This window comes from Anoxybacillus andreesenii, assembly GCF_030813005.1.
GTDB lineage: Bacteria > Bacillota > Bacilli > Bacillales > Cytobacillaceae > Robertmurraya > Robertmurraya andreesenii.
The window spans coordinates 1-21,664 of the sequence record NZ_JAUSTU010000029.1 but is presented as its reverse complement, the minus strand read 5'-3'; the positions used below and the strand labels follow the sequence as shown (position 1 = coordinate 21,664).

Here is a 21,664-nt window from a genome sequence, read left to right as displayed (position 1 = left end):
GTCTTATTATGACAGCTAATTCCTTGGCAAATATTCATCGTAAGTATTCATTTTTCATATAGTTGATATATGAGTGTCTCTTCATCAATGGACTTTGCGATTTCATACGCCTCTTGCAGACTCTTTTCATTATTAATGATCTCATACATATATCTAATCACAAACATTAACGATGAATTGCCATCAATGTAATCATCTGGTGCTATGTAAGAATGACAGCCACATTCAAGGAATGCTTTTGCTAAGTTTTCTTCACCTAACGTACAACCAGTTGCAATGACTTTTATATTTTTTAAATTTGTATATCGCTTTACATCATGAAAGTCAAAAAACTCTCCTCTTGGTTCATCAGACTCATAAACTTCTTCACCCAGTTCTGGCATACACAGTCTCCCTTCATCACCATGAAATGCCAAAATCAAATAATCACACCTTTTGTCCATCTCTTCACCAGATAATACATCAATTAAATCATTTGGTCTCCCAACCCAGTGTACTGTTACCCTTGCTCCAAAATATTCAAGTGTTGAACGCATAGCAAATGCCTCCATATCACAATTGGGTCCAACAACTAATGTGATATATAACTCTGGTCTACTCATTTTATCTTGCTCCTTGTTTTTATTTTAGAACTTTCTATTAGCCGAAGAACGATGAATACCGCCAAGATGTAAAAAACTTTTCATTAAAGCCATTAGAAAATTCATCATATCGCCTACTCCCATTCTTCAAAAGATAAATTGGTAGGTTCATCTAAAAGGTCAGCAGAAAAATCAATATTGGTTGTTGGAGTTTCTTTATCAACTTCCTCAAATTTCAGTTCATCAATCCATACTTGCCCATTTCCCGAAAGTAAAACACCAAAGGCAATGACCACACTGTTTTCTGGCACATCTAATACGATGGAATAATGATTCCATTCACTATTCCCTACTACTGGGCGGTCACTCATATTATCAAATTGCAATACATCTCCAAGTGCATCATCTACACGCATCCAAAATCCACAGAATCCACCAACATCTTTTGTTTTGATAAAACCAGACAGTTTAATCCTTTTACCAAGAAATTTCTCTGCCTTGAACTGTTGCATCATTGTTGCAAATTCTCCTTGCGATTGGACAGTAACTGATTTTAAGAAACCAGATGCTTTTCCTTTATGAAAAATTTCTCTATCAATTCCCATCTGATAATTAAACGGATGACTCCCACTTAACTGCCATCCTTTTAATAACTGTTCATTTTTCAACTTTACTTCCTCCCTTTGTATGGTTAATTTACTCATGATTTTACGGTATTGGCCTGGTGGTAATTGATAATATTTCTTAAACGAACGAGTAAATGATTCTTGTGTTTCAAAGCGATAATAGAAAGCAATATCGATTATCTTTTCATCCGTATAAAGTAGCATGTTAGCAGAATCCGCAATTCTTCTGTACCGAATGTATTCAGATGCAGTTACGCCAACCTCTTTTTGAAAAATACGATGATAGTGGTATTTTGAGAATCCAGCAAACTGGGCAACGCTTTCTAAAGATAGCTCTTCATGTAAGTTCTGCTCTATATACTCAATCGTTTTTTGAATGATAGGGCTATAGCTCATACCATGAACCTCCTTACAAATAAGATAACAAAAGAAAACATATTTTTTTTGACATATATTGCTTTGTTTAACTTAGACGTGAAATAATCCCCACCTTTCAAACCAGATGGGGATTATTTCACGTCTACAATTCAAAAAATATCAATATATTAAGGAACCAACTTAAATACCGTAAGTTCCAACTCGAATTACGAGGGAAGAACTTGATTGGGGGGACACAATAGAATTCAGGTATTAAGGAAAATAAGGGTTACGATATTGTTGTTATTCTTCACATGACAATAGCTCTTTTATATCCTCTTCTATTTTCGAAGGTGAAGTAGTAGGTGCGTATCGTTTGATAATTTTTCCCTGTCCATCTATAAGAAATTTAGTGAAATTCCATTTAATATCTGCTGTTAACAATCCCTTTTTCTCTTTTGTTAAATATTTATATAGTGGATGGGCTTCTTTTCCCTTCACATCAATCTTTTTAAAAAGAGGAAAGCTAACCCCAAAGTTTATTTGACATCTCTCTGATACCTCTTCATCTGATCCTGGCTCCTGATTTCCAAACTGGTTACATGGGAATCCTAATACTGCAAATTTATGCTCCTTATATTTCCCGTATAGTTTTTCCAATTCTTTAAGTTGAGGAGCAAAGCCACATTTAGTTGCTGTGTTAACGATTAAAAGTACATGACCCTCATAGTCTCTCAATGACTTCTCTTCCCCATTAATCAAGTGAGCTGAAAATTGATGAATACTCAAGAAAATCCCCCTTTTCAATACAATAACAGTTTTTTATTTATACCCCATAAAGACATCCTTTTTTATATTTCGTTTAGGAATACCATGCCCTTTTAAATAGACCGATACAGAATCAACCATTGCCTTTGTCCCTGCAATACAATAAATTCCACTTTCTTTATGCATTGTTGTGAATCTATCTATCTCTTGATATAAGCGATCTCTTGAATCCAGATAGTTTATCATTATAGATGGATTTTTTGCCATTTCATCAAGTTCGTTCTTATAGATATATGATTTATTGCTGTCCATATAGAGGAGAGTTATCGGATTTCTAATTCCTCCCTTCACCATCTCAATTTGCTTTAATATGGATCTGAATGGTGTAACTCCTATACCCCCTGCTATGAGGAGTGATGGACTTTTGTCATCTAAATAGAGAGGCCCAATGGGTCCACGCATACTTATTTTCATCCCAGGAGATAATTCTAACATGGCTTTCTTAAACTCACTTGGGTGTTCACTAATGACCATTGTTATTTTGACGATATTCTCTTCAGGTGCAGATGCCACACTAAAAGGTCTTGTTGGTTTTTGAATTTTTTTGTGTAAGATACTAAAAACACCATGCTGTCCAGCTTTCCAGTTTAAATCCTTTTCTTTTTCAAAAATAAACGAATGTATCTCTTCAGATTCTTTATAGCTTTCTATGAATTTCAATTCCCTTTTTTTCAATATTCGCGAAATATCTTGAATAATGCCCATTCTTCCATCCCCTTTTTCTTATTCTTATCGAAAACTATCTATATTTGCGATTGCAAACTCTTCAAAAGTACGTGATTTTTGGCCAGTCAGCTTAATGAAATCATCTGTGACATCTTTTGCAGTTCCCATCCTTGTCATAAAATACAACGCCACTGTCACATTTACATATGCTTTTTCCAATCCTCGCTTTTTAATATAATGCCTTCTATACTTTAAAAATCCTGGTTTTGCGTACTCAATTTTTCTTCCTGTCACTTTGCTCAAAATTTCTGCAACTTGAAAATAATCTAAAGCCTCAGCACCTGTAATGGTATGAGCTGTATTTTTATACTTTTCTGGATTTTGAAGTAAAGTTGCAACAGAAAGACCAATATCCTCTGCATCTATAAAACTTGTTTTACTGTTTCCTGCTGGTACAAATATTTGATCCATTTCTCTTATTTCCGTGGAATGAATTCCTGATATATTTTGCATAAAAAAACCTGGTCGAATATGAGCGTAAGGAATTTGCAATGATTCAATGTACTTTTCAATTTTATGATGCGGCGGAATTGTATTTTTCTCTATGCCCATTAAAGACAAAAATGAAACAAGCTTTATGTTGCGAGCTTTCATAGCATCAATAAAAGGATACAAATCCTCTGGTTTTCCAAGATGAGGTGGTCTAATTAGGAATACCCGATCCACATTTGCTAGTGCATTTTCAAATGTCTCCTTTTTAGTAAAGTCAAAGTAAACAGGATTGACCTTATCCTGAAACAAATCTTTTAACTTTTGAGTATTGGTTCCAGCAGTAACTACTTGTTCTCCCATGTTTAACAAATTCTCTGTAACATACCTACATTACCTGATGCACCTGTTACTAATACTTTCATCCTAATCCTTCTCTCGAATTTTATTTATTCTCTTTAATAATCTGTTAATAGTTACCCTGATCATTAGACCAGTCTATATAATAATTTGCTAAAAGAAACCAGTCTCATCTATTCAAGAAGAACTGGTATCTGTTTTGCAACCATTCTTAATGGTTGACTATCTCCCATTGTAAAGGATAAAAGAAATGCTCCTTCTAGCATTGAATTAATCGCAATCCCTAACTCTATTGCTCTTTTTTCCTCTAAACCAGAACTTATCAACTTTTGCGTAAATGCTTCTTGAAAACTTATATACGCTGATTGACAGGCATTTCGTAACTGCTCACTAATTAATGATGTTTCAAGTGCTATAGATGCAACAGGGACCCCACCTTTACAACCTTCTTTTTCAAATCGTTCAGCCATATCATTAATAAGATTCTGAATTGCTATTACAGGATCAGATGATTTCTGTAGCCCTTCTACTATTTGTTCTAACACAAAATTAGCTGTCACTTGTAATGATTCCAGGGCAAGCTGTTCCTTTCCATCGGGGAAATGGTAATATAATGACCCTTTAGGCGCACCACTCTCGTTAATAATTTGATTAAGTCCTGTTGCATGATACCCTTGTATTTGAAATAGTCTGGATGCAGTTTTAATTATCTTATCCTTTGTACTTTCCTTCTCGTTCATTTTATTACCTCATTTCGAAAATTATAACAACTGGTCTATATACATATTAAGAATTGGTTTTATACGTGTCAACTGTTACAATTCCTTAATTAATCATTTGACAAAAAAGAACCACCCGCAGTCTAAGCGGGCAGTTCAACATGGATCTACTTATTGCCATAGCAAACTCTGTTACAGAAAAGGATAGTGAAACTCCAGTATCCTATCCTCTTAATTATAACCAAATTTAACCACTCTACAATTAAGCTCCATCAAAGTTGTGATTACGGCCATGGGAATTTACCACCTATGCCATCTTTTGTTCCACTCTTTGACAGCGAGTTTACCATCCATTGCCTACCCCTTTACCAATAGCCTTGAAGAAGCCATATCAACTGGAAAAGATATTGAGTATGCTTCGTGGATGGAATCTTGCGATAATCCAGATGAAGATTGTAGCGTAGCTGGGATAATGTTAGGTTATTTGTAAGTACAACAGGGGAGAAAAAACTCCAACGAACTCATATGTGGTAATAAGCAAAATAAAAATCAATAAACACTTTTTTGATATCCAATTCTAGTCCATCACTCATTTAAAATACTTCATTTTATAAGTGCAGCCTTCCACACAATGTAGTTCCTTTCAGATGATAATTCCTCTTACTCTTTTACAGCAGGTGGTCCAAATACTCCTCGCTGAAGATCTCGAAATGCCTCCCGGATTTCTTCTGCCGTATTCATTACAAATGGTCCACCAAATGCAATTTCTTCCCGAATAGGAACTCCTGAATATATCAACACTTTAGAACGAGTTTTTGCTTTTATTTTTAATTCACTTTGGTTAGACTCTGAGCCTTCTTCATTAAAGGATAAGATAGCCGCTCCTGTTTTAGTTATCTTTGTCTTACTTTCTCCGAATTCCATCTCTCCTGCCAACATGTACAAGAATGAATTATGATTCTCAGGTAAAATATGTGTATACTCAGTTCCTTCACGAAGGGTAATTTCCGCCATTGTAATAGGTACCAAACTATTCATTGGTCCTTTTACCCCTGCAATATCCCCTGAATACACTCGAATCGAACCACCCTCAAAGTTCATAACAGGAGCATCTTCAACATAGATGTTTTGATAAGATGTTTCTGTACGCTTTAAACATTTTGGAAGGTTTAGCCATAGCTGTAATGTATGAATCAAGTCATCATCATAAGCCTCTTCAGCATGTCTAGCTGCCCATCCAGCATTCATATATTGAACATCACCAGCATTTAAAAGGCTATAGCCACCCGCATTATCTATATGTTCAAGCCTTCCATCAACAACATACGTTACAGTTTGAAAACCTCGGTGAGGATGATCAGAGAAGACTCCACGCTTATACCAGTCTTCAGCCATAAGAATAAAGGGAGAGAATTCTTGATTCCTCTCAGGATTAAGAATAACTCCTTGTTGGACATGTGGGTAGCCATTTTTATTATATTTTGGATACCAAAAATCTCTTACTTCTCTATGAAAAGTTGATTCATTAGACATTTCAATTCCTCCTTCTTAGGATATGCTACACCATGAGACTAAGCATATTAATACATTAATTTCTCTGCAGTTACAGCTACTTTACGCATTCCATTTTCAACGATCTCCTCTGCTATATCGGGTCTTGCATTATGTCCTTCAATAACAACCTCTTCGGTAACTTCCATACCAAACATTCCAGCAAATATGCTTCTCATATAATTCACTGCATGTTCCATATTTTGCATTTCCGGTGAAGAATAATACCCACCTCTTGCATTCATTAGAATAATCTTTTTCTCTGGCATTAAGTAGACTGGTGAACCATCTGGACCGTATTTGAATGTATAACCCGCTTCATCAATGTAGTCAATAAATGTATGAAGTTTAGCAGGAACCGTTAAGTTCCACAACGGAAAAACAAATACAACTACATCTGCTTCAGCAAATACATCTTTCGCTTTTTGTTTCGCAGCTAGAAGACGTTGTTCTAATTCCGATAGTTCTTCACCACTTTGTAATTTACCGAAAGCATTGAACAATTCCTGCCCAAAGTAAGGCATATCTTCTTCAAAAGCATCATAGACAGTTACATTAAGATTTTTTGCCTCTTTTATAGACTCCATAAAGGTTTCATACATTTTACTAGATACACCCTCTGGGCGATTATTTGCTTTAACTACTAATAAATTCATTTAAAAAATCCTCCTAAATTCCTGTTCCCGCAATAAAAGGGAATTGATTTTACAACTATTGCATACGCAACACTTGTTGTATAATCAAATTATAGATATGATTTCTTCACCACTCAAGCAACAAAATCTTCACTTTGTTGCATAAGCCACAACTTATTTAAAATGTCTCAATGGAGGACTTAAAGATGGAAGAAAACACAGACCTACGTTCAATTCGAACGAGAAAATTTATTATTGATTCTTTTATAGAACTTTTAGAAAAAAAGGATTTCAACAGTATCACAATCAGTGATATTACAAAGGGAGCCATGATTAACCGGGCAACCTTTTATCGGCATTTTCTCGATAAATATGATTTACTTGAAAAAGTAATAAAAGAGGATTTACTGGAGAATGTACTTAAGGAATTGTCGAATAATGAAGAGTTCAGCGAGGAAATGCTGAAGAGTTTGTTCTTATCTATTACTACATTCCATATGAGCTTATCAACCCGTTGTCAAAGAAGCTATCTCGATATGAGTGTGAATATTGAAGCCATATTAAAAAAGGAACTTGAACAGATCATTTTTCAATCACTATTAAAAAAATATCCGAAGGAAAGTAATGAAAGGCTAAGAATGCTAGCCACCATGTTAAGTTGGATGATTTATGGAGCTTCAATTGATTGGAAAGAGAACAGCAGTAAATCACCAGAAGAATATTTAGAAGATGCTAGTTTGTCTATTAGGCAATTGATAAAGAATGAAATAGTGTAAAGTTACTATCGTAAAAAAGCGTTACTCCAAGTGGAATAACGCTTTTTGCTCTTAATCAACTTACTTGTTAGTAGGGATTGAAGGTAAGACCTTATTTATATATTCCTGCCAGTAATCTTCATCGCCATCAATTTCATGAAGCCAACAATACATTAATAAGACTTCAAGAAATTGTTTTTTACCTCTGATAAATGGTTTGCTGGAAATTTTCCTATGTAATGAATTAATATTGAATAAATTACTTTTTTGTTTATAGTCATACTCATATTTTCTCCAACTATCTCTGCTTCTGATTCTATGCTTTACATCCCAAGTTTCCTCATTTTCAAAAAAGCGAGACACATAGTTTGAAGCAAAAGTCAGCAAATTTACTTGATATTTGTCCCACGTCTTTTAATCCACTCTTCTACTTCCTCTGAGATATAGATATTTTCGAAATCCATTTTTGGATTACTTTGAATTCGATGATGATCTTTGATGAAAAGGAAAAGCATTTCAGTCTGTTCTTTCAGAAAATGGTTTTTCTTTATGAGGTAAGCGTAACAATCATAAGAAACACTACGAAACTCTTGATCAGTGTTGTATAGATCAAATAAATCATCTTTTTTAAGGTAACTAACAATGGAACGATTCAGTTGCTTGTCATAATCGTCATAAATTCCAACACCATTCCTGAATATCAGATTCATATTGCCGAAGGGAATTTTTATACTTTTCAAGACGTTCTTCGTTTAACACTGTTTTTTCATCCAATTTTGAATCATCAAGGTATTGATTGAAGTATTCGAATATATAGTTCATACACGTTTGCATATTTTGAGCCTTTGACTCAATATCGAATTCATTAATTCGATCTTCCTTTTTTCTTTTTGAAATGTACTCTTCAAGAGAAAGCATCCTTGATCACATCCTAATTTATCTTTCTATACCATTTCTCTATTTATTATACTAAATTCCCTTTCTATCCTTTATTCCTAACCCTCGCACGTCTACTATGTCCCTATCGAATATTAACCTTCCCAAGCCACTTCCCCTTCCCACTCCTCTCAACGCCTTCTCTCCCAAGGGCTCACACCCCTTTTAACAGCCCTTCCATTTTCTGTTATAGAATAATTGTATTCCCGCCTTTTTGCCGATTTGTACATGAAATTGTACCGATTTTACAATGATTTTGATAAAAAAATTACGTTCCCATAATAGACCAATACAGAGTAGATGATTGAGGACTTTCTGATTCTAATGAGTGAGGATAAACACTGGAAAGGATGCCGATTCAATGACCTGGGGAGTCTAACCGAAAGAGTCCTGAACCCTTTGTATCCATCCAATAAACTCGTTCCCGCTCCCCTCCCCCTTAAACCCTACTCTATCCCTTCTCTCCCAACGCCTCAAGCTATTTCCCAATATTATCCGCCCAATAAAGTCGTTCCCGCATTTTCCCCACATTCTTCTAATTTTTGTTCAGATTTTACAACCATTTTGGTGTAGTTGTTAAAAATAGTCCTTCCCTCCTATTCAACTGCTAAAATGTCGGTATCGTCCCCACCACACACCTCACTCCCCTCAAACCCTTGCAGCTCTAAGCACAACCCCTCTTATCTCGCCTTTTTTCTTCCTTCCAATATGCTACATAGTTCTTCCCCAAAAACCCGATTTCCGCCCCTTTTTACCGTTCTGGGTTGTATAGAATATTCCGACAATGTTAAAGAGTTGGTACCGATAATGGAGGAAAGAATCAGGAGAAAAGAAAGGAAATGCAGCCCTGTTGGGACGGTTTTACGGTTGGGAAACACACTGAAAAGAGATTGGAAATCCTACGGATTTTTGTATTGGAGAAACGATTGAAACCTATATCGGACAAGGGATTGAAGGAATATTTGGCAAAAGAAAAGGACTGGATCATATTGAATCCAGCCCCGAATTTTGATTGATATTTTATTGAAAAAACCGATTGAAAAACGATTGAGTATATAAAGATCTGACCGCTGCTCTTCCCGCTTCCTTTGCCGTTGGGAAACCAACTATAAAGCAGTGGGAACCAACTTTTTAGCATGGGGAAGGGGAATAAGACAGCTATATATAGTAGAAAAAAGAATAGAGAAATAAGAAGCATGGTATTGATCCCACCTTTATTCCGCAAAAGCCCTCGTTACTCGAATATAGGTATTTGTATTTGTGAAATGTATTTTCCTTTCAATAACATCTACCAATGTAAATTGATTCAGTTTTTTATTTTCAATCATAATCACCCCCAATTTGATTGAGCACTCATTTTATTAACTTTCTAATTACATACTTTGCAAAGTGTTTCTAAATGATAACTGATTACTTCCTTAACCTTTTCTGAGGAGTACACATCAGGTCTTAATAGAGCATGAATTGACAAACCTTCAATCAATGCTGATAGCCTACTTGTTTCTAATTCTACATTAATTGACTCGGGTAAAAGCCCTTGTAAAACTAACATCTGAATCATAGAATTCGCTAATTCATACGTTCCGTTAGTCATTTCATCTTTTTTTTCTTTTAATGTATCACTTGTAAGTGAGCGAAGTGCAAAGATCAACCAAACACTCGTTTCAATTTTCTTTTTTTCGTCAATTGGCACAAGCTCTAATAGAACTTCCTCAACTGCTTGCAATGGGTTTTCTGACCAATTTTTACTTTGAGAACGTTTTTTTCCTTCTTCCAGGTAATAATTCATGATAAATAATAACATTTCATCCTGTGTTGAAAAATAATGTCTTAACGCACCAGAGGACATCCCTGCTTCAGTTGCAACTCTGCGTATTGATGCTTTCTCAAACCCTTCTTGCTTAATAATATTCCATGCAGCTTCTGCGATCGACTTCCTCTTTTGCTCATGATTAACAATCTTTGGCATTATTAAAACCACTTCCCTTATTTAACACAGTGTGTTATTATCTTTTTAGCACATTGTATTATAATAATACCACATATTAAAAAGGAGGTACTATTTAATTGATAGAAACGATTGAAGCAATGATGCCATCTTCATTAATAGACATATCAACAGCCTTAATAATTATTTCCATTTGTGCCTTAGTTGACATATTAAGTCCTGGTGTACTCGCTGTAACAGCCTATTTATTATTGATACAACCTAATCAATTATCTTCTCGCTTGCTTGTTTTTCTATCTATTACGCAATTAGGCTACTTTGTAATGGGTTTATTACTATACTTTGGTGGAGAATCACTATTGACGAAAATCGAACAATTATCTGAAATTGACTTTATCAATTGGTTTTATATCCTTTTTGGAATGGTTCTTGTTCTAATTAGCTTCAGTAAACCAAAAGATACTACAAAAAAACGTTTAATTTCAATTATACCCACAAACACAACTATCAAAGGGATGATCATATTAGGAAGCATTGTTTTTCTAATTGAATTTGTAACTGCATTGCCTTACTTTTATTCAATTTTATTAATGGATCACCTAGCAATAGAGCCTACTCCTTCTATCTTAATTATAACTGGGTACAATCTTGTAATGGTGCTTCCTTCACTACTGCTTTTAGGAGTTAATATTGTGCTTAAAGACAAACTACATCAATTTCTAAATAAAATCAGGTCAAAATTAAATGAAGCTCCAATTTCTTCACTCTTAGTAGCGATAGGAGTAGTAGGTGCAGTTTTTTTCAACATCGGTCTTAGAGGCATATTAAATTAAAAAAATTTTAATGAGGTGTTCATCATGAAAGAAATTATTAGTGGACTTAGTTTACTATTCCTTATCCAAGGAGTAGGAGGGCTAATTAATCATCTAACAAATGGAGGTAAAAGCTGGTTTTTAGTTAATTATGTTGATGCCTTTCAAGGATTTGAAATCATTTTAGACATTGTATTTATTATAGTTGGCGGGGTCATAGGTTTAGCATCTCGTAAAAAAGACGACTCTACTAAAAGTGAAAATTAAAATGTACAAATTTACACTACAGCGGAGGAATTCTCACCACTTCCGCTGTTTTCCCTTTACTTTGCCTTTTAGAAAAGAAAAGGGACGAAGTCCTACTGGACCCGCCCCCCGAATTTTGATTGATTTTACGATTGAATCAAGATTGAATACATATTTGTTTACCCGCTGGTCTTCCCGCTCTGGATACCAACTATTTAGCAGTAGGTACCGACTTTTTAGCGTGGGAACCAACTTTTTAGCAGGGAGATAAAAACATAAATGTACAATAGATTGACAGAAATTAGGATGTTGAGAAGTGGAGAATCAGACTTTTTAGAAACAAAAAACACGAGGAGAACTGGAGGGTTTCTCCAATTTTCTCTCGTGTTAGGGAAAGAATTAATTTTTCCTGCCGTACATAATGCTTTGCTAAGGGAAACTTAAAGTTCCCGATTACAAAAACATTATGTACAAATAGCCCCTTATTCCACCGTCACCGACTTCGCAAGGTTTCGTGGTTTATCTACGTCACAGCCTCTGTGTAGCGCTGCGTAATAAGAAATTAATTGTAATGGTACAACAGAGATAAGAGGTGTTAATAATTCATGTACTTCTGGTAGAACAAAGCTATCTCCGTTCATGTCGAGACCCTTCATCGAGATGATGCATGGGTAAGCTCCACGGGCAACGACCTCTTTGACGTTTCCGCGAATGCTTAGATTCACACTTTCTTGAGTGGCCAATGCAATCACAGGTGTTCCTTCCTCGATCAGAGCAATCGTTCCGTGTTTCAACTCTCCACCTGCAAAGCCTTCCGCTTGAATGTAGGAAATTTCCTTCAGCTTAAGGGCACCTTCTAAGCCAACATAAAAGTCAATTCCACGGCCGATGAAGAAACAATTGCGAGTGACCGTTAAAAATTCACGGGCGATGGATTCAAATTCATCCTTCTCGTCACATAGTACTTCCATAGCGTTGGCAATGATACCAAGCTCTTTCGACAAATCCATTTCCGGCTTGAAACCACGACTAACCGCTGTTACTTCGGCTAAAATGGCAAGAACGGCTAACTGAGCCGTATAGGCCTTCGTGGAAGCTACCGCAATTTCAGGGCCTGCATGCAGAAGCAAGGTATAATCCGCTTCACGAGATAAAGTAGAGCCCGGTACATTTGTAATCGTTAAGGCTTTATAACCTAACTCCTTCACCTTAACTAATACTGCACGGCTATCTGCTGTTTCCCCACTTTGAGAGATGAAGACAAAAAGCGGTCTCTCTGAAAGAAGTGGCGTATTATAGCCAAATTCACTCGAAATATGAACCTCGACAGCAATTTTTGCCATTTTCTCAATGAATTGCTTCCCGACAAGGCCAGCATGGTAGGAAGTTCCTGCTGCAATAATATAGATGCGATCCGCTTCATTCATCGCTGCCAGGATCTCTTCATCAATGGAAAGAACTCCATTTTCATTCCGATATTCTTCCACAATCTTGCGAATGACGAGTGGCTGTTCATCAATTTCCTTCAGCATATAGTGCGGGTAGGTACCCTTTTCAATATCACTTGCATCAAGTTCTGCGGTAAATGGCTTACGGTTCATTACGTCCCCATCAATCGTTTGAATGATCACTTCATCCCGCTTGACGATAACCATTTCCTTATCCATTAATTCCACATATTGATTCGTAACCTGAAGCATCGCCATCGCATCGCTAGCAACAACATTAAAGCCATCACCTAATCCAATCAGTAATGGACTTTTGTTCTTTGCGACAAAAATCGTATCAGGGGTTTCTGCATCTAAGAGCGCAAATGCGTAGGAGCCCTTTACTGCTTTTAGCGTCTTACGAAACGCTTCTTCAATGGAAAGTCCATCATTAAGGAAGATCTCGATTAACTGTACAATGACCTCTGTGTCGGTTTCACTCTTAAGCGCTACGCCCTCTAGGTACTCTTCCTTTAATTGTTCATAGTTCTCGATCACACCATTGTGAACAAGCGTTAATCGTTCGGAAGCACTCTGATGAGGATGAGCATTTAATGTACTCGGTACACCATGAGTGGCCCAACGGGTATGGCCGATCCCGATCCGAGCCAGCATGTCTTCATCTACAATTTTTCGTAAATCAGCAATTCGCCCTTTTTCCTTAAAAACATGAACACCGTTCGCATTGGCAACTGCAATGCCCGCTGAGTCATAGCCTCTATATTCGAGCTTCTCTAAGCCCTTTATAAGAATTTCCTTAGAATCCTGGTTTCCAATATATCCGACAATTCCACACATATTTCTGTTTCCTCCCAAAAAAGGGGGCAAGAAACCTAACATAATCGGGGGCACTTGCCCCCTTATCTCTGTATTATTAGACGCATCGATTCGTATGCTGTCTGTATGCATAACTTTTCTTCTCTTTGTGCATTAAGTCGCCTTAATGTTTTATAGAAGAAAATGACGATTGTGCATACTCAACCGGGAGGCATCCGCCGAATCTTTCGATAAACCTCCTCCTCGTCAACTAATTGCCGTATCCGTTCCGCAATTAGTCCAGGCGCTTTCACTTCAATTGTCACTGTCCACCTTTCTTTATCAAATAAAATCCCCTCCACACGTATAAGACGAAGCTAAACAAAATAAGTTACACGTTAGGAGCGAAAACAGGATTATCATACCTTAGAATAAGGGGGACGTCAACTGAAAATCGTCCCTAATATAAAGTATTCACAAAATAGAAATAACGTACCTGACAGAAAAAATCGCGCAAGTCTCTATGAGAAAGCTTGCGCGGAGGATTCAACTCTCTTATTCTTCTTTTAATCCCATCTCTGCTTCAACAACAGCAGCAATTCGATCTACATAGGCCCCACACTGCTCTTCTGTCGGTGCCTCTGCCATGACTCGAACCAGTGGCTCCGTTCCAGATGGGCGAACGAGGATACGTCCATTTCCATTCATTTCTGTTTCTACCTGCTGAATGATTTCCTTCACCTTTTCATTATCGGTCACATGATGCTTATCTGTTACCCTGATATTCACCAGTTTTTGTGGGAATTTTTGCATCTCAGCTGCTAATTCAGAAAGAGGCTTCTTCATCATTTTCATAATATTAACAAGCTGCAGACCTGTTAATAAACCATCGCCTGTCGTATTATAATCCAAGAAAATAATGTGACCTGACTGCTCTCCGCCCAAATTGTAGCCATTCTTTTTCATTTCTTCAACCACATAACGATCGCCTACTGCGGTTGGAATACTTTTAATCCCATTTGCCTCTAACGCTTTGTAAAAGCCTAAATTGCTCATAACGGTAGAAACAATCGTATTATGCTTCAAGCGATTGTGGGCATTCATATATTTTGCGCAAATATACATGATTTGGTCCCCATCCACGATATCTCCATTCTCATCGATGGCAATAAGGCGATCGCCGTCACCATCAAAGGCTAGTCCAACATCTGCTTCCTTTTCCTTCACAAAAGCAGCCAATGCCTCTGGGTGAGTAGAGCCGACACCAGCATTGATATTTAATCCATTTGGTGATGCTCCCATCGTCGATAAATCGGCATCTAAATCCGCAAATAGATGGGCCGCTAAGGAAGAGGTAGCCCCATGCGCACAATCGAGTGCAATATGTATACCAGAAAAATCCTCATCAACTGTCTGTTTCAAGTATTGTAAATATTTTTGTCCACCTTCAAAATAATCGTTCACTTGTCCAAGATGCTCTCCTATTGGTCTTGGCAGATCATCCTGTTCAACATCTAAGAGCTTCTCAATCTCGAGTTCTTGTTCATCGGAAAGCTTAAAGCCATCCGATCCAAAGAACTTAATTCCATTATCTGCAACAGGATTATGAGAGGCCGAAATCATGACACCAGCTTGGGCGCCGAGGACCTTTGTTAAATAAGCGACACCTGGGGTTGAAATCACACCAAGTCGCATGACTTCTGCTCCGATTGATAATAATCCTGCTACAAGTGCTCCCTCAAGCATATGGCCTGAGATTCGTGTATCTCGTCCAATTAGAACCTTTGGTCTTCCATGATCCTTTGTTAACACATATCCTCCAAACCGACCTAATTTAAAGGCCAGCTCTGGAGTTAATTCACTATTCGCTACTCCGCGAACTCCATCCGTACCAAAATATTTTCCCATATCATTTTCGCTCCTTTAGCTTTCATCACACTTCATTTTGAGTGATGGAGATTTTTACGGTCCCTTTTGCAATCTTCCAGTTCAAATGGTTAGGACCTTCCACTTTAAGTTCAACATCATGCTCTCCGACATCTAAATTAGAGGCATCTACAAAAACATTAAAGTCAGAGGCATCAACATTCTTCAAATCTTCACGTCTGCCAGAAACCGTGATGCTTGCTGACCCATTTGTAGGTTCACGAAAAACAGCCTTATACTCTGCAGGCAAACCCTCTATATGAATGGGGAGATTCGATATGATTTTATCTTCCGTATTATTCACCTTTATCGTCACATTGATGGCCTTTGGATCAACCTCAACAACACCTTCAGGAATCAAGACTGGCAAGGTCACCTGTGTATCCTCTTTTATATTACTTACATCTAATTCCACTCGAACAGAGTCCGTATTTTTTAGGATCTGTTCAGGGGCAATGATTGTTGCTTCTTCTTTTTCTAACGAAATAGAGCCTATACTAATTCCATTAGGAAGCGTCCCTTTCTGCTCAAGCTTAATCGGCACAGTCTTACTTGAGGCCTTAACAGGTAAGGTGACTTCTACCTTATTCGGTTCAACCTCAACGTTCAATTTGTTCAAGCTCTGATCAAGGACTAATATCTCCGCCTCTTTCTTTAACGTATCCTTAATCGGCCCTTTGGCATCTAAGGTTGCCTTTACATAAGTAATTTGATCCACTACATCCCTCGCACCTGTTATTTTGACCTTATTTGGTTTAATCGTCGGGGTTTCTGAGATATAGCCATCTGCTATAATTTTGCTATTGAATTCGACCTCTACACTAAATTCTTGGGTCACCTTCTCTTGGATCGAGACTTCTGCAACCTCTGGGTCAATGGAAACCTTCAGTCGATCGGATATCCCTTTGATTTGGATTGGTACCTTCTTCGTGCCAATTTCTGCTTCGGTTAAATCCACATATACTTCAAATCCTCTTTGGGTAACCGCCTGTTGCAGATTTGACTTGGGGCCAGAAAGAGTGAGTGTCACCGTTTCAGGTATGCCTGTTACGACAAGATTTTCAGCATCATAATAGCTCTTAACAGGAACATTTTCAATGACCTCTGCTTCTTTATCCTGTGGAACATTGACAACGGACTGACTTTTCTCATTGACATTTTCGAAAAGCAACACGGCAAGAATCAACGCAATAACTCGGATAAACCAAGGGTTATCTAGAAATTTATTAATGTATTTATCCATTTGCTTTTCCCCTCCAGTTCCAAAGTCCTGAAGAAGCCTGTTTTGGTTTTTCAATGACTAGTATTTCTGCTGACAAAAGTTCTCTAAATTTATCCAGCTTTAAATCCCGATACAGCTCCCCATTCTTTGTTAAGGAAATGGCACCTGTTTCCTCGGAAACGATAATGGTTAAGCTGTCCGTTACCTCACTGATCCCCAGAGCGGCCCTATGCCTTGTTCCCAGTTCCTTCGAGATGAAGGGACTTTCCGATAACGGTAAATAACAAGCAGCGGCAGCGACAGTATTTTTTTGGAGAATCACTGCTCCATCATGCAAAGGGGTATTCGGAATGAAAATATTAATGAGAAGCTCTGAGGAGATATTGGCATTCAGCGGAATACCCGTTTCGATGTAATCGGCTAATCCCGTTTCTCTTTCCATCGATATGAGCGCACCAATTCGCCGTTTGGCCATATAATCGGTTGCCTTCACAATGGCTTCAACAATTCTTTCCTGTTCTTCATCTTCCCTATTCCCAGTTCTTGAAAAAAAGCGACCTCTCCCCAATTGGTCGAGCGCTCTTCTTAGCTCAGGTTGGAAGATGATGACAAACGCAACAACCCCCCAGGAAAGGATTTGCTGCATAATCCAATTTAGCGTTTGAAATTCTAATTTCTCACTGATTAAGGTCACAATTAATATGACAAAAATCCCTTTTAGCAACTGTACGGCTTTTGTTCCCTTAATAACCATGATGAGTTTGTATATTAAGTATGTAACAAGGAGAATGTCAATGGCATTAATCAGTAAGTTAAAAAGATCTAGATTTCCTATCGACATGCGACTTCCTCCAAATCTATTGTCAAAAAAGCACGATGGCTTTACATTCTTTTCATTCCTATAGTATATCACATAATGAGGAAACACCAATTTTATCTATCAATGGAATTCAAAAAAACAGCCACACCTTGTGACTGTTCTCCTTCTGTTTCATTATCCTCAAATAGATTGACTACTTCTTTCGCCGTATTTTTCAAATAATACCATATCCACTCAAACACAGCATTAATTTCCTTAATTTCTCCTGTTACCTGACCTGCGGAGGCCATATATTTATTCCCTTTGATTACTTCCCCATTGATTACTATGACATTCCCGTCAACTTGGCCCTCAATTTGAAGGGAGCCATTGCGAACCACGACATCACCTTTTACAACCTCACCCTCTGGAACTATCACGGTATCATTTTTTACGATCAGGTTCGGCTGCTTCGATACGGATAGATCCTGCCCCTTATTCCAGCCTGAGATTACACTACCCATCATCAGAATAAGGAAAAGAGAGGCAGCTGTTAATAATGGATGATGTCTAAACCACCTTTGGATTCCCACCTTTTTCTTTTCTTTAGGTAGTTTATTCATCACCTTGCTTGTGAAATCGTCCGGTGCCGTTACAGTGGCCATTCCTTTTACTAACGTAATCGTTTTGCTCAGCTCATGAAAATGCTTTTGACAAGAAACACATTGCTGCAGATGCTGTTTTAAATTCTTTTCATGCTCAGTCGAGATCTCTTCATCTAGATATTCATGCATATAGGCTTCATATTCATGACATTTCAAAGTTCTCACCTCTTATTAAACATTCCTTAATTGTTGTCTCAATGCTTCTCGACCTCGATGAATCCGAGTCTTCACAGTCCCTAGAGGCATATCTAGGATCTCACTGATTTCATTTAATGATAGCTCTTCAATATACTTAAGAACGATAACCGAACGATATTTTTCTGGTAATCGGGAAATCTCCCTTTGAATAATATCCTGCAGCTCCATGCTTTCCACTTCTTCTTCTGGAAGAGCCGTGTCAGATGGAATCTGCGAATACATCGTAAGGCCGTCCGTACCCGACACTTCTGCATCTAAATAAAAATCAGGCTTCTTCTTCCTGATTCGGTCAATGCATAGATTGGTCGCGATTCGATACAGCCAGGTGGAAAATTTCAAATTAATATTGAAGCTAGCAATATTAACATATGCACGTATGAAGGCTTCCTGTGCCATGTCTTCAGCTTCATGGCGGTTGCCAAGCATGCGGTAGCAGAGCTGAAACACTTTGTCTTTGTATAGTTCAACTATTTCTGCATAGGCATTTTGGTCCCCTTTTAAGACCTGATTAATCCTTTTCTTTATTATTGCATCCATTAATATATTTACCTCCGCTCTAAATGCGGCTATTCGATCTACGTATCGATAGCAGAAAAGGTTTCATTTTATAAGCATCTTTTTTTATATTCTTTATTTTACCAAAAAAATGAACCAAATTGTTTAGGAAATTGGAAAGGGGTATAAAGTAATAAATTTTCAAAAAAACAAGCAGTAGCGGAATCATCCAGCTACTGCTTGTTTTTATAGTAAGGCTGTTTTCGGGGTAATGGAATGTCCTTAATTTGAGAAGAGAGGCTATAGTAACTTTTCTCCAAACAACGAGCCCATTAAGGCGACAGCCACAATCGCAGTTTTGTTTCTCTCATCCAAAATAGGATTTACTTCTACAAATTCGGCGGAAGTGATCATATTGGCTTCGGCTAGCATCTCCATGGCTAAATGGCTTTCTCGATAACTAATTCCTCCATTAACGGGTGTTCCTACCCCAGGGGCATCTGTTGGATCGAGAGCATCCAAATCTAGTGATAAGTGGACTCCATCCGTTCGCTCCTTCAGATACTCTATACTTTCCTCCATGACCCTTGTCATGCCTAATCGGTCAATTTCATGCATTGTATAGACTCTTATCCCTTTTTCCTTAATCAATTCCCTTTCGCCTTCGTCTAAGGAGCGAGCCCCAATAATGACGATATTCTCAGGCTTTACTTTGGGAAGATATCCCCCAATATTTATTAAAAGCGGGTGCCCTAAACCGAGACTAACAGCTAGAGGCATTCCATGGATGTTACCAGACGGTGATGTTTCAGCTGTATTTAAATCCCCATGTGCATCATACCAAATCACTCCAAGGTTTTCATAATGCTTGGACACTCCTGCCAGCGTTCCAATGGCGATGCTATGATCTCCTCCCAATACGAGTGGGAAAGAACCAGATTGAACAACTTCATCGATTTTTTTTGCTAGACTTGTTGTTTTTTCCGCAATTAATTCTAGATTTCTAAGATTTGATTCTTTATCAATACTAACTTCTGGTCTTCCTACCTCAATATCCCCCAAATCTCTTACTTCATCAAACAAGGTATTAAGCCTTTCATTTATTCCAGCATAACGAATAGCACTTGGGCCCATATCAACGCCCCGTCTCGTTTGTCCAAGGTCCATCGGCATTCCAATGATTGCTAGTTTTCTCATTAAATTCTCCCCCAATTCCCTTTGCTACCTCTATTTTAAACGCTTACATAGAGATGACTCAACTCGACAGACCTATGTATATATATACAGAAACTGAGTAAGAAGAAGAATTCTATATAGAAAAAACCTCTTAAATCATAATTGATTTAAGAGGTTTACCGTAAAAATTGATGAGCCATGAAGGACTCGAACCTTCGACCCTCTGATTAAAAGTCAGATGCTCTACCGACTGAGCTAATGGCTCATAGTATTACTTAACTGAGAAGTAAGAAATGGCTGGGCTAGCAGGATTCGAACCTACGAATGACGGAGTCAAAGTCCGTTGCCTTACCGCTTGGCTATAGCCCATTGAGATATAATTAAATGTGTTGATATCTAAAAAATATATCCAAAAAGCTTAAAAATCTCAAAAAATAAAAGGACTAAAGTTATCTTGTCCCATTCTTACAATTTTTATAAATGGTGGAGGGGGACGGATTCGAACCGCCGAACCCGAAGGAGCGGATTTACAGTCCGCCGCGTTTAGCCACTTCGCTACCCCTCCGTATTATATTGCTTAAAATTTCTAACTTAATGGCATGCTCAAAATCCTACACTAAAATATGCTTAAAATCTCTTTCGAGATTTTGCGCATGCTTCCGAGGAAGCAACACAAGGAAATGAGAAGCATGGTGCCGGCCAGAGGACTTGAACCCCCAACCTACTGATTACAAGTCAGTTGCTCTACCAATTGAGCTAGGCCGGCAAATAAAGAAAGTTATTACTTTGTAAAAACTCTGGTGGAGGATGACGGGATCGAACCGCCGACCCCCTGCTTGTAAGGCAGGTGCTCTCCCAGCTGAGCTAATCCTCCAGCAAATCTATAAATACTTATAAAAATGGTGACCCCTACGGGATTCGAACCCGTGTTACCGCCGTGAAAGGGCGGTGTCTTAACCGCTTGACCAAGGGGCCGTTATTAAAATTCTTTTTATTAAGAAAGCTTCCGACCGGGCTCGAACCGGTGACCTCTTCCTTACCATGGAAGTGCTCTACCTGCTGAGCTACGGAAGCATTTTAACTAGCTCATAAACATGTTATAAATATAATGGCTCCGCGGGTAGGATTCGAACCTACGACCGATCGGTTAACAGCCGATTGCTCTACCACTGAGCTACCGCGGAATATTAATAACTATCTATACTCTTTTTCACCTTTGATTGTCCTCATCTCAGAGAGACAATTCAAGTAGCAGCTCGATGAGTACAACTCGCAGCGAATTCATGATGTTTCGCTCGTTGCTCTACCACTGAGCTACCGCGGAATAATGTCTTTTGCCCGGCAACGTCCTACTCTCACAAGGGGACAGCCCCTAACTACCATCGGCGCTGAGAAGCTTAACTTCCGTGTTCGGTATGGGAACGGGTGTGA

At 38.0% G+C, this 21,664-nt stretch carries 20 protein-coding genes, 8 tRNA genes, 1 rRNA gene and 1 pseudogene; 4 read left to right on the top strand and 26 right to left on the bottom strand.

The window, feature by feature from the left end; translation table 11 throughout:
- Positions 1-47 precede the first annotated feature (47 nt).
- The 8 genes from J2S07_RS18940 to J2S07_RS18905 all read right to left on the bottom strand — a co-directional run bounded on the left by J2S07_RS18940 (position 48) and on the right by J2S07_RS18905 (position 6,833).
- Positions 48-602: a delta-aminolevulinic acid dehydratase gene (locus J2S07_RS18940; RefSeq protein WP_307151968.1), complete on the bottom strand. Its 555-nt coding sequence runs from the start codon at positions 600-602 to the stop codon at positions 48-50.
- A gap of 113 nt (positions 603-715) precedes the next feature.
- Positions 716-1,603, bottom strand: coding sequence for a helix-turn-helix transcriptional regulator (locus J2S07_RS18935; protein WP_307151967.1), 888 nt, complete (start codon positions 1,601-1,603; stop codon positions 716-718).
- Between the two features lie 264 nt (positions 1,604-1,867).
- Positions 1,868-2,353: a glutathione peroxidase gene (locus J2S07_RS18930; RefSeq protein ID WP_307151966.1), complete on the bottom strand. Its 486-nt coding sequence runs from the start codon at positions 2,351-2,353 to the stop codon at positions 1,868-1,870.
- Between the two features lie 33 nt (positions 2,354-2,386).
- On the bottom strand, positions 2,387-3,097 hold the full coding sequence (locus J2S07_RS18925; RefSeq protein WP_307151965.1) for an FAD-dependent oxidoreductase: 711 nt from the start codon (positions 3,095-3,097) through the stop codon (positions 2,387-2,389).
- Between the two features lie 24 nt (positions 3,098-3,121).
- A complete protein-coding gene (locus J2S07_RS18920; protein ID WP_307151964.1) occupies positions 3,122-3,910 on the bottom strand; it encodes an NmrA family NAD(P)-binding protein in 789 nt (262 codons plus the stop codon).
- Between the two features lie 170 nt (positions 3,911-4,080).
- The gene (locus J2S07_RS18915; protein ID WP_307151963.1) at positions 4,081-4,647 is read right to left on the bottom strand and encodes a TetR/AcrR family transcriptional regulator; all 567 of its coding nucleotides are present in this window, start codon (positions 4,645-4,647) and stop codon (positions 4,081-4,083) included.
- A 639-nt stretch (positions 4,648-5,286) separates the two neighbouring features.
- A complete protein-coding gene (locus J2S07_RS18910) occupies positions 5,287-6,159 on the bottom strand; it encodes a pirin family protein (RefSeq protein WP_307151962.1) in 873 nt (290 codons plus the stop codon).
- Positions 6,160-6,206: 47 nt separating this feature from the next.
- A complete protein-coding gene (locus J2S07_RS18905; protein ID WP_307151961.1) occupies positions 6,207-6,833 on the bottom strand; it encodes an FMN-dependent NADH-azoreductase in 627 nt (208 codons plus the stop codon).
- A 185-nt stretch (positions 6,834-7,018) separates the two neighbouring features.
- On the opposite strand from J2S07_RS18905, the gene J2S07_RS18900 reads away from it, so the two are divergent.
- Positions 7,019-7,588, top strand: coding sequence for a TetR/AcrR family transcriptional regulator (locus J2S07_RS18900; protein ID WP_307151960.1), 570 nt, complete (start codon positions 7,019-7,021; stop codon positions 7,586-7,588).
- A 60-nt stretch (positions 7,589-7,648) separates the two neighbouring features.
- Here J2S07_RS18900 and J2S07_RS18895 read toward each other — a convergent pair.
- Positions 7,649-8,485, bottom strand: a pseudogene (locus tag J2S07_RS18895) (hypothetical protein).
- Positions 8,486-9,342: 857 nt separating this feature from the next.
- Between J2S07_RS18895 and J2S07_RS18890 the strand changes: the two are divergent.
- Entirely contained in the window at positions 9,343-9,519 is a 177-nt protein-coding gene (locus tag J2S07_RS18890) for a hypothetical protein (RefSeq protein ID WP_307151959.1), read from the top strand.
- Between the two features lie 353 nt (positions 9,520-9,872).
- On the opposite strand, the gene J2S07_RS18885 is transcribed toward J2S07_RS18890, so the two are convergent.
- A complete protein-coding gene (locus J2S07_RS18885; RefSeq protein WP_307151958.1) occupies positions 9,873-10,472 on the bottom strand; it encodes a TetR/AcrR family transcriptional regulator in 600 nt (199 codons plus the stop codon).
- A 98-nt stretch (positions 10,473-10,570) separates the two neighbouring features.
- On the opposite strand from J2S07_RS18885, the gene J2S07_RS18880 reads away from it, so the two are divergent.
- Together J2S07_RS18880 and J2S07_RS18875 are read left to right on the top strand one after the other, a co-directional pair.
- A complete protein-coding gene (locus J2S07_RS18880) occupies positions 10,571-11,284 on the top strand; it encodes a GAP family protein (RefSeq protein WP_307151957.1) in 714 nt (237 codons plus the stop codon).
- Positions 11,285-11,308: 24 nt separating this feature from the next.
- Positions 11,309-11,530, top strand: coding sequence for a hypothetical protein (locus J2S07_RS18875; RefSeq protein ID WP_307151956.1), 222 nt, complete (start codon positions 11,309-11,311; stop codon positions 11,528-11,530).
- A 461-nt stretch (positions 11,531-11,991) separates the two neighbouring features.
- On the opposite strand, the gene glmS is transcribed toward J2S07_RS18875, so the two are convergent.
- The 16 genes from glmS to rrf form a co-directional block, all read right to left on the bottom strand.
- Entirely contained in the window at positions 11,992-13,794 is a 1,803-nt protein-coding gene (gene glmS, locus J2S07_RS18870) for a glutamine--fructose-6-phosphate transaminase (isomerizing) (RefSeq protein WP_307151955.1), read from the bottom strand.
- Positions 13,795-14,307: 513 nt separating this feature from the next.
- The gene (gene glmM / locus J2S07_RS18865; protein WP_307151954.1) at positions 14,308-15,660 is read right to left on the bottom strand and encodes a phosphoglucosamine mutase; all 1,353 of its coding nucleotides are present in this window, start codon (positions 15,658-15,660) and stop codon (positions 14,308-14,310) included.
- A 25-nt stretch (positions 15,661-15,685) separates the two neighbouring features.
- Complete coding sequence (locus J2S07_RS18860) at positions 15,686-16,921, bottom strand: CdaR family protein (RefSeq protein ID WP_307151953.1); 1,236 nt, start codon at positions 16,919-16,921, stop codon at positions 15,686-15,688.
- Positions 16,914-17,741 (bottom strand): diadenylate cyclase CdaA, encoded by an 828-nt coding sequence (gene cdaA, locus J2S07_RS18855; protein ID WP_307151952.1) that lies wholly within the window; start codon positions 17,739-17,741, stop codon positions 16,914-16,916. Before cdaA ends, J2S07_RS18860 begins: the two co-directional genes overlap by 8 nt.
- Positions 17,742-17,833: 92 nt before the next feature.
- Positions 17,834-18,520 (bottom strand): anti-sigma factor family protein, encoded by a 687-nt coding sequence (locus tag J2S07_RS18850; RefSeq protein ID WP_307151951.1) that lies wholly within the window; start codon positions 18,518-18,520, stop codon positions 17,834-17,836.
- A gap of 15 nt (positions 18,521-18,535) precedes the next feature.
- On the bottom strand, positions 18,536-19,099 hold the full coding sequence (gene sigW / locus J2S07_RS18845) for an RNA polymerase sigma factor SigW (RefSeq protein ID WP_307151950.1): 564 nt from the start codon (positions 19,097-19,099) through the stop codon (positions 18,536-18,538).
- A 258-nt stretch (positions 19,100-19,357) separates the two neighbouring features.
- Positions 19,358-20,254: an arginase gene (gene rocF, locus J2S07_RS18840; RefSeq protein WP_307151949.1), complete on the bottom strand. Its 897-nt coding sequence runs from the start codon at positions 20,252-20,254 to the stop codon at positions 19,358-19,360.
- A gap of 171 nt (positions 20,255-20,425) precedes the next feature.
- A tRNA-Lys gene (locus J2S07_RS18835) sits at positions 20,426-20,498 on the bottom strand.
- A 29-nt stretch (positions 20,499-20,527) separates the two neighbouring features.
- Positions 20,528-20,602 (bottom strand) — tRNA-Gln (locus J2S07_RS18830).
- Positions 20,603-20,714: 112 nt separating this feature from the next.
- Positions 20,715-20,798 (bottom strand) — tRNA-Tyr (locus tag J2S07_RS18825).
- 125 nt (positions 20,799-20,923) lie between these two features.
- Positions 20,924-20,999: transfer RNA gene (locus tag J2S07_RS18820), tRNA-Thr, on the bottom strand.
- Positions 21,000-21,031: 32 nt separating this feature from the next.
- Positions 21,032-21,107 (bottom strand) — tRNA-Val (locus J2S07_RS18815).
- A gap of 26 nt (positions 21,108-21,133) precedes the next feature.
- A tRNA-Glu gene (locus tag J2S07_RS18810) sits at positions 21,134-21,208 on the bottom strand.
- A gap of 26 nt (positions 21,209-21,234) precedes the next feature.
- Positions 21,235-21,307: transfer RNA gene (locus J2S07_RS18805), tRNA-Thr, on the bottom strand.
- A 35-nt stretch (positions 21,308-21,342) separates the two neighbouring features.
- Positions 21,343-21,417, bottom strand: a tRNA-Asn gene (locus J2S07_RS18800).
- 152 nt (positions 21,418-21,569) lie between these two features.
- Positions 21,570-21,664: ribosomal RNA gene (gene rrf, locus J2S07_RS18795) — 5S ribosomal RNA — on the bottom strand; the annotation flags it as partial.